The following is a 12,053-nucleotide window of genomic DNA, read 5'->3' as shown; positions in this document are numbered from 1 at the left end:
GTGCCCACACAGATTGTCTGATAAATTGTTAAAGAGCAGTGCAACGCGGCTTTCGCTCACCGTTGCGAGGTGGCGTATATTACGCTTTCCTCTTTCAGAGTCAACCCGTTATTTCAGGATTTTTTCTCTTCAACCGACCGGGTTATCTGTGAAGTGATTCACATCCGCCGTGTCGATGGAGGCGCATTATAGGGAGTTCTCCGCAGGCCGCAACCGCTAAATGACAGAAAAATGACTGACTGCTGCATTCCCCAGCAAAACCCCGCCTTATACCCTTTTACACACAGAGTTATCCACAGCACTGCGAAAAAGTGAAAATATGCGAGCGTTGCGCAAACGTTTTCGTTAAAATGCTCGCGCTTAACAAGGAGGCCTCGTCAGGTGTGTTAGATGAGTTTTTCGCTGGAAAATTCATCTAACGCTCTCTGTAATCGTGAAATCCAGGGGATTTACCATGCAACAACGTCGTCCAGTCCGCCGCGCTCTGCTCAGTGTTTCTGATAAAGCCGGTATCGTCGAATTCGCTCAGGCACTTTCCGCACGCGGTGTGGAGCTGCTTTCTACAGGTGGCACCGCGCGCCTGTTAGCAGAGAAAGGTCTGCCGGTAACCGAAGTGTCCGACTACACCGGTTTCCCGGAAATGATGGATGGACGCGTCAAAACCCTGCACCCGAAAGTGCACGGCGGTATTCTGGGCCGTCGCGGTCAGGACGACGGCATTATGGAGCAGCATAATATTGCCCCCATCGACATGGTGGTCGTTAACCTCTACCCGTTCGCCCAGACCGTTGCCCGCGAAGGCTGTTCTCTGGAAGACGCGGTTGAGAATATCGATATCGGCGGCCCAACCATGGTGCGCTCCGCGGCCAAGAACCATAAAGATGTGGCCATCGTCGTAAAGAGCAGAGACTACAACGCCATTATTAATGAGATGGATGCCAACGAAGGGTCCCTGACGCTTGAAACGCGTTTCGATCTCGCCATCAAAGCCTTCGAGCATACCGCCGCCTACGACAGCATGATCGCCAACTACTTCGGTAGCCTGGTACCTGCCTACCACGGTGAAAGCAAAGATCCCTCCGGCCGCTTCCCGCGCACGCTGAACCTGAACTTCATTAAGAAGCAGGATATGCGTTACGGTGAGAACAGCCACCAGCAGGCTGCCTTCTATATAGAAGAAGAGGTAAAAGAAGCCTCTGTTGCGACCGCACAGCAGGTGCAGGGCAAAGCCCTCTCCTATAACAACATTGCCGATACCGACGCCGCGCTGGAATGCGTGAAAGAGTTCAGCGAGCCAGCCTGCGTTATCGTCAAGCACGCCAACCCATGCGGCGTTGCCGTGAGCACCTCTATTCTGGATGCCTACGATCGCGCCTACAAAACCGACCCTACCTCCGCGTTCGGCGGCATTATCGCCTTCAACCGCGAGCTGGATGCGGAAACCGCGCAGGCCATCATCTCCCGTCAGTTTGTCGAAGTGATCATCGCGCCATCCGCATCCGAAGAGGCACTGAAAATCACCGCGGCGAAACAGAACGTGCGCGTGCTGGTTTGCGGCCAGTGGGCAGAACGCGTCCCGGGTCTGGACTTCAAGCGCGTGAACGGCGGGCTGCTGGTTCAGGACCGCGATCTGGGTATGGTGAGCGAAGCCGATCTGCGTGTCGTCACCAAACGTCAGCCAACCGAGCAGGAACTGCGTGACGCGCTGTTCTGCTGGAAAGTGGCGAAGTTCGTGAAATCCAACGCCATCGTCTACGCCAAAGAGAACATGACCATCGGAATCGGCGCAGGCCAGATGAGCCGCGTTTACTCTGCAAAAATCGCGGGTATCAAAGCAGGTGACGAAGGTCTGGAAGTCAAAGGCTCCGCCATGGCCTCTGACGCCTTCTTCCCGTTCCGCGACGGTATCGATGCGGCCGCTGCTGTGGGCATCACCTGTGTGATCCAGCCTGGCGGTTCAATCCGTGATGACGAAGTGATTGCCGCTGCCGACGAACATGGCATCGCAATGATCTTCACCGACATGCGCCACTTCCGCCATTAATTCCCGGAGCAGAAAATGAAAGTATTAGTGATTGGTAACGGCGGGCGCGAGCACGCCCTGGCGTGGAAAGCAGCGCAGTCTCCGCAGGTTGAAACCGTCTTTGTGGCACCGGGTAACGCCGGTACCGCGCTGGAGCCCGCGCTACAGAACGTCGCCATCGGCGTAACCGATATCCCGGCGCTGCTGAGCTTTGCCCAAAACGAGAATATCGATCTGACGATTGTTGGCCCGGAAGCGCCGCTGGTGATCGGCGTTGTAGATGCCTTCCGCGCCGCAGGCCTGAAAATTTTCGGCCCAACGGAAAGGGCTGCGCAGCTGGAAGGCTCAAAAGCCTTCACCAAAGATTTTCTCGCGCGTCATAACATCCCGACGGCGGAATATCAGAACTTCACCGAGGTAGAGCCTGCTCTGGCTTACCTGCGTGAAAAAGGCGCGCCGATTGTGATCAAAGCCGACGGCCTGGCTGCCGGGAAAGGCGTTATCGTGGCGATGACACTCGAAGAAGCGGAAGCCGCCGTGCAGGATATGCTGGCGGGTAACGCCTTTGGCGACGCGGGCCACCGCATCGTGATTGAAGAGTTCCTCGACGGCGAAGAAGCGAGCTTTATCGTGATGGTTGACGGCGAGCACGTTCTGCCGATGGCGACCAGCCAGGATCACAAGCGCGTAGGCAATGCCGACACGGGGCCAAACACCGGCGGGATGGGAGCTTACTCCCCTGCTCCGGTGGTCACTGACGAAGTACACCAGCGCACCATGGACCGCATCATCTGGCCAACCGTGAAGGGGATGGCGGCGGAAGGCAATACCTACACCGGTTTCCTTTACGCAGGCCTGATGATCGACAAGCAGGGTAACCCGAAGGTGATTGAATTCAACTGCCGCTTCGGCGATCCGGAAACCCAGCCGATCATGCTGCGCATGAAGTCCGATCTGGTTGATCTGTGTCTGGCGGCGTGCGAAGGCAAGCTGGACGAGAAAACTTCCGAATGGGACGAGCGAGCCTCTTTAGGTGTGGTGATTGCTGCGGGTGGGTATCCGGGTAACTACAACACCGGAGATGAGATCCACGGCCTGCCGCTGGAAGAGATCGACGGTGCGAAGGTGTTCCACGCCGGTACGAAGCTCTCTGACGATGACCGCGTGCTCACCAACGGCGGTCGCGTGCTGTGTGCGACCGCGCTGGGCCAGACCGTGGCAGAGGCGCAGAAGCGCGCCTATGCGCTGATGGCGGATATTCACTGGAATGGCAGCTTCAGCCGCCAGGATATCGGCTATCGTGCCATTGCGCGGGAGCAGGGAGAGTAATTTCACACCCTCACCCTAACCCTCTCCCACAGGGAGAGGGGATTTACGTCAGAAACTCTTCTCTGTCGGCTGCCAGGTGCAGAAATCTTCATTCGCCACCAGCAACAGCTGAGAGCCTTCCGGCGCTTCCAGCCATGCCACACTCACCTCCACAGATGAATGCCGCTGACGACGCTGAATGTGTTCGGTTGCCCAGGATTCAAGCTCAGGCTTCACCGTCTGCCCTTTGCAGGTGGTCACCGTGCCGTCGGCATGCCAGCGCCCCTGGCGCAGCACCACGCGGCCCTGACGCAGCGCATCGCTGGTCTGGCGGAGTTGTTCAGCACGGTAGCGGTAGAGAGCGACCTGATCGCTGGAAAGCTGCTGTTTCAGTCCACTGACCTCATGCTGCATAAAGCTCAGCTCGCCGTGGTCGTCGAAACGCACCTTCACGTGTTCGGGAGTCTTACTGTAGATATTCAGTTCAATGAGCGACAGCGCATCGCCCTGCCAGCGGTATTCTGCGGTCGAGGTGTTGCCGTTATGCCACGGGCTGAACGCGGTGAGCATATGGACTTCATCGCTGGAATCTTTGCGCCAGATCCTGACCGCACCCTGGTTGTCAGCGTAGCCGCTGGCGGTAAACGGGGGGAGTGAGGAATCATGGCTACAGGCAGAGAGCAACAGTACGCCTGCCAGCGCGAGCGTTCCGCGCCAGAATGACAAAAGGGGCGTTGCCGCCCCTTCGTTAAAACTGTTCACTGCCACGCGTCTTACTTAACTGCGTCTTTCAGTGCTTTACCAGAAACAAATGCCGGCACGTTAGCTGCGGCGATTTTGATTTCTTTACCGGTCTGCGGGTTGCGGCCAGTACGCTCAGCGCGGTGGTTCACTTTGAAGGTACCGAAACCAACCAGTTGTACAGCATCGCCTTCTTTCAGAGACTCAGTAATAGCAGCCAGGGTAGATTCCAGAGCAGCTTTAGCCTGCACTTTAGACAGATCAGCCTTGTCCGCAATTACATCAATCAGTTGAGTCTTGTTCATAAGTTATCCTTTCAATGTGTTTATCGCTTGCTAAGCATCGAGTGCGACGAAAATGCCAAAAAAGCACTCTCCTGCATACACGCACCGATAGCCACTTTTTTTCGCCCCCCAAATGTAGACCAGACGGGGGGCGAAAGGGAAGAGTCGAGGAGTGACAAAACAGGCGTTAAATCACGTTTTGTTGTCTCATTGGTTAAAAATTATACCAATATTGCTCTCACCGGCCTCGCGAAGGTCCGCGCGAAGCCCTTTGATCAGCTCAATATCACGTTCTTCACACTCCGCCAGCAGACGGAAAATTTCCCACTGAATATCCCATTCCTGTTCAACCGCCGGGTTAGCACGCAGCTCCTCGTCGGTCATTTCACGGCCTTCCTGGGTCATTTCCAGCATCGCAACGGTGGTAATGGATGCCTTACTGACTTCAATGGCGTGTTCCAGGGTTTCACCGCTCAGACGGGAGTGGATCAGCTCGCTCAACGCTACACAGGCATCAATAGCCGGGTAGACGCCATACAGATCGAAATCATCCGCAGCCGGAATAGCCTCTTCCAGCTTTTCGAGCTGAGAGTCAAAATTTACCTTCGCATCTTTGACCGTCAGCGTCTCCCAGATTAAATCCAGGATACGACGATAAATCTGGCCTTCGCCAAACGCCGTCTGCTTGCAGAACGCGGCATAGTTGGGATACATGCGCTCGCACAGGCAAGCCATAAACGTCACGTGCTGCCAGCTTTCCAGCTTCTCAAGGCGCAGATGAATCGGGTTTTGTAACATGATGATGTCTCGAATCGAAAATTAGCCGCAGTTTACCTGAATCACGGCTGAATTTCCTGCCAACGAATGAATGCCGGACGTGAAGAGGCCACGGCGTCAGCCCAGCGGGTTGGCTCCGGTAAACGGTAGCCCTTCATACAGCGTTGCACCCACGCCAGGGCGCTGTCCATGCTGACCCGATGCCCGGTGGCGATAAACAGCGGGTTGCAGCGCGCTTTGCTGCGCCAGACCCACGCCAGCTGCTCGCCTTTATGGATAAGCGGCGCCAGTGCGCCCGGTTCGGCAGAGAGCGGCTCAAACGCGCCGCACAGGCGTTTTTTCGCCACGCCGATGGTCGGCACGTCCACCAGCAGACCAAAGTGGCTGGCAACGCCTAAGCGACGCGGATGGGAGATACCATGCCCATCAACAAACAGCAGATCGGGTTTTTGCGAGAGTTGCTCCCACGCGGCCAGCAGCGCGGGATATTCGCGGAAGGAGAGAAAGCCGGGGATGTACGGCATGGTGGTGGCGATACGCGCCACCTTGTACTCCACCAGCTCCAGCGAAGGGTATTTAAGCACCACCATCGCCGCTCGCGTCACTTCACCGCCCTGCTCAAACCCGACGTCCGCCCCGCCAATGTACCGCGGAGGGTCCGTATCCAGACGATCCTCGCGGATCACTGATGAAGCCAGTTCGATTTGCTGAGCGCGTAGCGACGCGAGATCCATAACCACTCCTTACTTATGATACTGGGCAGAAAGCCGATGCACCGCCTCCACAAATACGCCAGCGTGTTCTGGCGGTACATCCTGATGAATACCGTGACCGAGGTTGAAGACGTGGCCTTCGCCCTGGCCGAAACCAGACAGTATAGTCGACACTTCTTCTTCGATACGGGCAGGCTGCGCATAGAGCATGGACGGGTCCATGTTGCCCTGGAGCGCCACTTTGTCCCCCACGCGACGGCGCGCATCGGCAATATCGGTGGTCCAGTCGAGGCCCAGCGCGTCGCAGCCGGTGGCCGCCATCGCTTCCAGCCACTGACCGCCGCCTTTGGTAAACAGCGTCACCGGCACGCGACGGCCTTCGTTTTCACGCAGCAGACCATCGACAATTTTGTGCATGTAGTACAGGGAGAACTGCTGATAATCACGTCCGGTCAGCACGCCGCCCCAGGTGTCGAAAATCATCACCGACTGCGCGCCCGCTTTAATCTGCGCGTTGAGATAGAGCGTGACGCTCTTCGCCAGCTTGTCGAGCAGGGCATGCAGGGCCAGCGGCTCGGCGTACATCATCTTTTTGATGACGGTAAAGGCTTTGCTGCTGCCACCTTCCACCATGTAGGTGGCCAGCGTCCACGGACTACCGGAGAAGCCAATCAGCGGCACGTCGCCTTTCAGTTCGCGGCGAATGGTGCGCACGGCGTTCATCACATAGCCCAGCTCGCCTTCCGGATCGGGGATCGGCAGCTTATCAACGTCGGCTTTGCTTTTGATCGGAGAGGTAAAACGCGGGCCTTCTCCGGTTTCGAAATAGAGCCCAAGGCCCATCGCATCCGGAATGGTGAGAATGTCCGAAAAAAGAATGGCGGCATCAAGCGGGAAGCGGCGCAACGGCTGGAGCGTCACTTCACAGGCCAGCTCGGCGTTTTTGCACAGCGACATAAAATCGCCTGCCTGCGCGCGCGTGGCTTTGTACTCTGGCAGATAGCGTCCCGCCTGGCGCATCATCCACACCGGGGTGACATCAACGGGCTGGCGCAGCAGCGCACGCAGATAACGATCGTTCTTCAGTTCGGTCATTTTTGCAGTTCCTTATTGCGTCAGTCCGTCAGTGTAACACTACTCATACTCGGCCCGACACATTGCCACGGTATCTTCTATCAGGCGACGCGCCACCGTTCCCGGCGGGGGCAGTAGCGGTAAATCGTCGTAGCGATACCAGTTCGCCTCCAGCAGCTCTTTCTGATCGATAACAATCTCGCCGCTGTCGTATTCCGCCATAAACGCGGTCATCAGGGACATCGGGAACGGCCACGGTTGCGACGTCACATAGCGCAGGTTTTTCACCTTAATGCCGCTCTCCTCCATCACCTCGCGCGCCACCGCCTGTTCCAGCGTTTCGCCGACCTCCACAAACCCGGCGAGGACGGTGTGAATGCCGTTGCGATGACGGGTATGTTGCGCCAACAGGATGGAATCATCACGGCGGATGGCGACAATGATGCACGGTGCGATTTGCGGGTAGTAGCGTTCACGGCAGTGGCCGCAGAGCATTGCCCACTCGGTTTTGCTCGGGTGCATGGTGTGGCCGCAGTAGCCGCAGTATTTGTGCGAGCGATAAAACTCCGCCAGCTGCACGCCGCGCCCCGCCAGCTGGAACAGGCCGACGTCCAGATCCAACACCTGACGAACGGATCCCATATCCTGACGACGAGCCTGTTGGATCAGCCATACCGGATCGCCCTGCCACTCGCCGATCCGCAGCGCAGGTTGGCCGACGAGATCGAAGATGTCTGCCGCGCCGTAGGGTATCTCCCCACCGGGCAGCCATAATTTTTGTTCGTGACTGACGATCCACCAACCCAGATCTGATTTTTCAATAATACGATCCATATCTATTGCACTACCTTCGCTTCACTGACATGTTGTTAGCATTGTGGTTACATTTTGGATAAGCAGATCCCATTCTAAACCTTATGGAGTCGACCATGTTAAACCAGCTGGAAAGCCTGACTGAGCGCGTTGGAGGAAGTAACACCCTGGTGGATCGCTGGCTACATGTGCGCAAGCATCTACTCGTGGCGTATTACAATCTGGTTGGTCTTAAGCCTGGCAAAGAATCCTTTATGCGGCTGAATGAAAAAGCGCTGGACGACTTTTGTCAGAGCCTGGTCGACTACCTCTCCGATGGCCATTTCAACCTTTATGAACGCATTATCCGCGAAATGGAAGGGACAACGCCGTATTTAGCGGCCAGTAAACTCTGTCCGCTGCTGGAAGCCAACACCCAGCAGATCATGGACTACTACGATTCCACGCTGGAGAACGCTATCGATCACGATAACTATCTTGAGTTTCAGCAGGCGCTTTCCGACCTTGGCGAAGCGCTGGAAGAGCGATTCACGCTGGAAGACAAACTCATCGCCCTCGTGCTGGACAACAACCTGAATATCAGCACCAGCGATAACGTTGCGCGCCCTGCTTGAGTTCTTAATCGTTAACGAGTAATTTACAACCATTCGCCCCTCTCACGAGGGGGATTTTTCTTGTCGGAGTGCCCAGTGTGAAAGCACGGGCTGAGACCGTTAATTCGGGATCCGCGGAACCTGATCAGGTTAATACCTGCGAAGGGAACAAGAGTCACACTGCTGTTGTATCGCCCCCCGGGCGATCTTCTCTTGCTTCATCCGTCGTCTGACAAGCCATGTCCTTCACTTTTGGAATGAGCTATGTCTACTGCAAAACTGACCCGCCGCGAACAGCGCGAACACGCACAACGCTTCATCGACACCCTGGAAGGCACCGCTTTCCCGAACTCGAAACGCATCTACATTTCCGGCTCACAGGCTGATATCCGCGTCCCGATGCGCGAAATCCAGCTCAGCCCGACGCTTATCGGCGGCAGCAAAGAGAACCCGCAGTTTGAAGACAACGAAGCCGTGCCGGTATACGACACCTCCGGCCCGTACGGCGATCCTTCTGTTGCTATCAACGTGCAGCAGGGTCTGGCAAAACTGCGCCAGCCGTGGATTGACGCCCGTAACGATTGCGAAGAACTGAGCGTGCGCAGCTCGGCGTATACCAACGAGCGCCTGGCCGACGACGGTCTGGATGAGCTGCGCTTTACCGGCCTGCTGACGCCGAAACGCGCTAAAGCGGGCAAATGCGTCACCCAGTTGCACTACGCGCGCCAGGGTATCGTCACGCCGGAGATGGAGTTCATCGCCATCCGCGAAAACATGGGCCGCGAGCGCATCCGCAGCGAAGTGCTGCGCCACCAGCATCCGGGTGAAGGGTTTGGCGCTCGCCTGCCGGAAAACATCACGCCGGAATTTGTGCGTGACGAAGTGGCCGCCGGGCGCGCCATTATCCCTGCCAACATCAACCACCCGGAATCCGAGCCGATGATTATCGGCCGCAACTTCCTGGTGAAGGTCAACGCCAATATCGGCAACTCAGCGGTGACGTCATCCATCGAAGAAGAGGTGGAAAAGCTGGTCTGGTCGACGCGCTGGGGCGCGGACACGGTGATGGATCTTTCCACTGGCCGTTATATTCACGAAACCCGCGAATGGATCCTGCGTAACAGCCCGGTGCCGATCGGTACCGTCCCGATTTATCAGGCGCTGGAGAAGGTCAACGGCATCGCCGAAAACCTCACCTGGGAAGCGTTCCGCGACACGCTGCTGGAGCAGGCGGAACAGGGTGTGGACTACTTCACCATCCACGCGGGCGTGCTGCTGCGCTACGTGCCGATGACGGCGAAACGTCTGACCGGTATCGTCTCACGCGGCGGTTCGATTATGGCGAAATGGTGCCTTTCCCACCATCAGGAAAACTTCCTCTACGAGCACTTCCGCGAAATCTGCGAGATCTGCGCCGCGTACGACGTCTCCCTGTCGCTGGGCGACGGCCTGCGCCCGGGCTCCATCCGCGATGCTAACGACGAGGCGCAGTTTGCCGAGCTGCACACGCTGGGCGAGCTGACCAAAATCGCCTGGGAGTACGACGTGCAGGTGATGATTGAAGGCCCGGGCCATGTGCCGATGCAGATGATCCGTCGCAACATGACCGAAGAGCTGGAGCACTGCCACGAAGCACCGTTCTACACCCTGGGGCCGTTGACCACCGATATTGCGCCGGGCTACGACCACTTCACGTCAGGCATTGGCGCGGCGATGATCGGCTGGTTCGGCTGCGCCATGCTCTGCTACGTGACGCCGAAAGAGCACCTCGGGCTGCCAAACAAAGAGGACGTGAAGCAGGGGCTGATCACCTACAAGATTGCCGCCCACGCGGCGGATCTGGCGAAAGGCCATCCGGGCGCGCAAATTCGCGACAACGCCATGTCCAAAGCGCGCTTTGAATTCCGCTGGGAAGACCAGTTTAACCTGGCCCTCGATCCGTTCACCGCCCGCGCCTATCACGACGAAACCCTGCCGCAGGAATCGGGCAAAGTGGCGCACTTCTGCTCCATGTGCGGACCAAAATTCTGCTCGATGAAAATCAGCCAGGAAGTACGTGATTACGCTGCCGCGCAGACCATTGAAGTCGGCATGGCGGACATGTCGGAAACCTTCCGCGCGAAAGGCGGCGAAATCTACCTCAAAAAGGAGGAGGCGTAATGTACCAGCCCGATTTCCCCTCCGTGCCCTTCCGCTTAGGGCTTTACCCGGTGGTGGACAGCGTGGAGTGGATCGCCCGCCTGCTGGAAGCTGGCGTTCGCACCCTCCAGCTACGCATCAAGGATAAACACGATGAAGAGGTAGAGGCCGACGTGGTCGCCGCTATCGCGCTGGGACGTCGCTACCACGCCCGCCTGTTTATCAACGACTACTGGCGGCTGGCGGTTAAACACCAGGCGTACGGCGTGCATCTGGGACAGGAAGATCTGGAAACGACCGATCTCAACGCGATCCGTGACGCCGGTCTGCGGCTGGGCGTCTCCACCCACGATGATATGGAGATCGACGTGGCGCTGGCGGCCCGCCCCTCTTACATCGCGCTCGGGCACGTTTTCCCGACGCAAACCAAACAGATGCCGTCCGCGCCACAGGGTTTGACGCAGCTGGCGGCCCACGTTAAGCGCCTTGCCGATTACCCCACCGTCGCCATCGGCGGGATCAGCCTTGAACGTGCGCCCGCGGTGCTGGAGACCGGCGTCGGCAGTATCGCCGTCGTCAGCGCTATCACCCAGGCGGCAGACTGGCAGGCCGCCACCGCGCAGCTTTTACAACTGGCAGGAGCAGGCGATGAAAGATCGTGATTTTATGCGTTACAGCCGCCAGATCCTGCTGGAGGATATCGCCATCGAGGGGCAGCAAAAGCTGCTCGCCAGCCGGGTACTGATTGTCGGTCTGGGCGGATTAGGCACCCCCGCCGCGCTGTATCTGGCCGGCGCGGGCGTGGGCACGCTGGTGCTGGCCGATGACGACGAGGTACATCTCAGCAATCTGCAACGGCAAATTCTCTTTACGACAGAAGATATCAACCAGCCTAAAGCGCACGTTACGCGCCAGCGGCTGAACCAGCTTAACCCCGATATCGAACTGGTCGCGCTCCAGACGCGGCTGAGCGGGGAAGATCTGCAACGCGAAGTGGCCCTTGCCGACGTGGTGCTGGACTGCACGGACAATATGGCGACGCGTCAGGCCATCAACGCGGTCTGTGTTGCGCAGAACACGCCGCTGATCACCGCCAGCGCGGTCGGTTTCGGCGGGCAAATAATGGTGCTTACGCCGCCGTGGGCACAGGGCTGCTACCGCTGCCTGTGGCCGGACGAGGCTGAACCGGAGCGTAACTGCCGCACGGCAGGCATTCTGGGTCCGGTGGTGGGCGTGATGGGTACTCTTCAGGCGCTGGAGGCCATCAAGTTGCTCAGCGGCATGGAGACAGAACGCAACACGCTGCGGCTGTTCGACGCCCGCTCCAGCGGCTGGCGTCATCTGGCGTTAAACCGCGCCAGCCACTGCCCGGTATGCGGAGGCCGCGATGCGCATTCTGTTTAACGATGAGCCGATGACGTGCGACGACGATCTCACCGTTGCCGCCCTGCTCGACACGCTGCGCCAGCTGAAGCCGGGAACGGCGCTGGCGCTCAATCAACAGATCCTGCCGCGCGAGCAGTGGGAACATCAGCAGGTCAATGAAGGCGACCAGATCCTGCTGTTTCAGGTTATCGCAGGGGGCTAA

General features: G+C 57.9%; 13 protein-coding genes and 1 riboswitch. Of the genes, 7 read left to right on the top strand and 6 right to left on the bottom strand.

From position 1 onward, the window contains the following. Positions 1 to 454 precede the first annotated feature (454 nt). Positions 455 to 2,044 carry a bifunctional phosphoribosylaminoimidazolecarboxamide formyltransferase/IMP cyclohydrolase gene (purH, locus tag ACOTW6_RS10345; protein ID WP_062933845.1) on the top strand — a complete coding sequence of 530 codons (1,590 nt, stop codon included), beginning with the start codon at positions 455 to 457 and terminating at the stop codon, positions 2,042 to 2,044. Positions 2,045 to 2,059: 15 nt separating this feature from the next. Further along, on the top strand, positions 2,060 to 3,352 hold the full coding sequence (gene purD, locus ACOTW6_RS10340) for a phosphoribosylamine--glycine ligase (protein ID WP_062933846.1): 1,293 nt from the start codon (positions 2,060 to 2,062) through the stop codon (positions 3,350 to 3,352). A gap of 48 nt (positions 3,353 to 3,400) precedes the next feature. On the opposite strand, the gene ACOTW6_RS10335 is transcribed toward purD, so the two are convergent. The 6 genes from ACOTW6_RS10335 to nudC form a co-directional block, all read right to left on the bottom strand. Beyond that, on the bottom strand, positions 3,401 to 4,093 hold the full coding sequence (locus tag ACOTW6_RS10335) for a DUF1481 domain-containing protein (protein WP_062933847.1): 693 nt from the start codon (positions 4,091 to 4,093) through the stop codon (positions 3,401 to 3,403). A gap of 11 nt (positions 4,094 to 4,104) precedes the next feature. After that, on the bottom strand, positions 4,105 to 4,377 hold the full coding sequence (hupA, locus tag ACOTW6_RS10330; RefSeq protein ID WP_002445246.1) for a nucleoid-associated protein HU-alpha: 273 nt from the start codon (positions 4,375 to 4,377) through the stop codon (positions 4,105 to 4,107). 186 nt (positions 4,378 to 4,563) lie between these two features. Next, entirely contained in the window at positions 4,564 to 5,154 is a 591-nt protein-coding gene (locus ACOTW6_RS10325) for a YjaG family protein (RefSeq protein WP_003862310.1), read from the bottom strand. Between the two features lie 41 nt (positions 5,155 to 5,195). Continuing rightward, positions 5,196 to 5,867, bottom strand: coding sequence for a deoxyribonuclease V (nfi, locus tag ACOTW6_RS10320; protein ID WP_003862312.1), 672 nt, complete (start codon positions 5,865 to 5,867; stop codon positions 5,196 to 5,198). A 9-nt stretch (positions 5,868 to 5,876) separates the two neighbouring features. After that, positions 5,877 to 6,941 carry a uroporphyrinogen decarboxylase gene (hemE, locus tag ACOTW6_RS10315; protein ID WP_022650209.1) on the bottom strand — a complete coding sequence of 355 codons (1,065 nt, stop codon included), beginning with the start codon at positions 6,939 to 6,941 and terminating at the stop codon, positions 5,877 to 5,879. 39 nt (positions 6,942 to 6,980) lie between these two features. Continuing rightward, a complete protein-coding gene (gene nudC / locus ACOTW6_RS10310) occupies positions 6,981 to 7,754 on the bottom strand; it encodes an NAD(+) diphosphatase (RefSeq protein WP_047052401.1) in 774 nt (257 codons plus the stop codon). 95 nt (positions 7,755 to 7,849) lie between these two features. On the opposite strand from nudC, the gene ACOTW6_RS10305 reads away from it, so the two are divergent. From ACOTW6_RS10305 to thiS, 5 genes are all read left to right on the top strand, one after another. Continuing rightward, on the top strand, positions 7,850 to 8,347 hold the full coding sequence (locus ACOTW6_RS10305; protein WP_017384077.1) for an Rsd/AlgQ family anti-sigma factor: 498 nt from the start codon (positions 7,850 to 7,852) through the stop codon (positions 8,345 to 8,347). A gap of 54 nt (positions 8,348 to 8,401) precedes the next feature. Then, a riboswitch (TPP riboswitch) is annotated at positions 8,402 to 8,511 on the top strand. Positions 8,512 to 8,590: 79 nt separating this feature from the next. Further along, complete coding sequence (thiC, locus tag ACOTW6_RS10300; protein ID WP_047637925.1) at positions 8,591 to 10,486, top strand: phosphomethylpyrimidine synthase ThiC; 1,896 nt, start codon at positions 8,591 to 8,593, stop codon at positions 10,484 to 10,486. After that, positions 10,486 to 11,127 carry a thiamine phosphate synthase gene (gene thiE / locus ACOTW6_RS10295; protein ID WP_062933848.1) on the top strand — a complete coding sequence of 214 codons (642 nt, stop codon included), beginning with the start codon at positions 10,486 to 10,488 and terminating at the stop codon, positions 11,125 to 11,127. The genes thiC and thiE overlap by 1 nt, the downstream gene beginning before the upstream one ends. Continuing rightward, complete coding sequence (thiF, locus tag ACOTW6_RS10290) at positions 11,114 to 11,869, top strand: thiazole biosynthesis adenylyltransferase ThiF (RefSeq protein ID WP_062933849.1); 756 nt, start codon at positions 11,114 to 11,116, stop codon at positions 11,867 to 11,869. The genes thiE and thiF overlap by 14 nt, the downstream gene beginning before the upstream one ends. Further along, positions 11,853 to 12,053: a sulfur carrier protein ThiS gene (gene thiS / locus ACOTW6_RS10285; protein WP_047052408.1), complete on the top strand. Its 201-nt coding sequence runs from the start codon at positions 11,853 to 11,855 to the stop codon at positions 12,051 to 12,053. The genes thiF and thiS overlap by 17 nt, the downstream gene beginning before the upstream one ends.

It is taken from the genome of Enterobacter cloacae complex sp. IR5403 (assembly GCF_049238705.1).
Taxonomy (GTDB): Bacteria; Pseudomonadota; Gammaproteobacteria; order Enterobacterales; family Enterobacteriaceae; genus Enterobacter; species Enterobacter hormaechei_C.
The sequence above is the reverse complement of the archived record's forward strand: the minus strand, read 5'-3'. Positions and strand labels throughout refer to the sequence as shown.

What these genes read in the sequence shown, in the direction of transcription:
- purH (WP_062933845.1), top strand. Translation starts at nt 455, where the DNA reads ATGCAACAACGTCGTCCAGTCCGCCGCGCTCTGCTCAGTGTTTCTGAT.
- purD (WP_062933846.1), top strand. Translation starts at nt 2,060, where the DNA reads ATGAAAGTATTAGTGATTGGTAACGGCGGGCGCGAGCACGCCCTGGCG.
- hupA (WP_002445246.1), bottom strand. Translation starts at nt 4,377, where the DNA reads ATGAACAAGACTCAACTGATTGATGTAATTGCGGACAAGGCTGATCTG.
- ACOTW6_RS10325 (WP_003862310.1), bottom strand. Translation starts at nt 5,154, where the DNA reads ATGTTACAAAACCCGATTCATCTGCGCCTTGAGAAGCTGGAAAGCTGG.
- nfi (WP_003862312.1), bottom strand. Translation starts at nt 5,867, where the DNA reads ATGGATCTCGCGTCGCTACGCGCTCAGCAAATCGAACTGGCTTCATCA.
- hemE (WP_022650209.1), bottom strand. Translation starts at nt 6,941, where the DNA reads ATGACCGAACTGAAGAACGATCGTTATCTGCGTGCGCTGCTGCGCCAG.
- nudC (WP_047052401.1), bottom strand. Translation starts at nt 7,754, where the DNA reads ATGGATCGTATTATTGAAAAATCAGATCTGGGTTGGTGGATCGTCAGT.
- ACOTW6_RS10305 (WP_017384077.1), top strand. Translation starts at nt 7,850, where the DNA reads ATGTTAAACCAGCTGGAAAGCCTGACTGAGCGCGTTGGAGGAAGTAAC.
- thiC (WP_047637925.1), top strand. Translation starts at nt 8,591, where the DNA reads ATGTCTACTGCAAAACTGACCCGCCGCGAACAGCGCGAACACGCACAA.
- thiE (WP_062933848.1), top strand. Translation starts at nt 10,486, where the DNA reads ATGTACCAGCCCGATTTCCCCTCCGTGCCCTTCCGCTTAGGGCTTTAC.
- thiF (WP_062933849.1), top strand. Translation starts at nt 11,114, where the DNA reads ATGAAAGATCGTGATTTTATGCGTTACAGCCGCCAGATCCTGCTGGAG.
- thiS (WP_047052408.1), top strand. Translation starts at nt 11,853, where the DNA reads ATGCGCATTCTGTTTAACGATGAGCCGATGACGTGCGACGACGATCTC.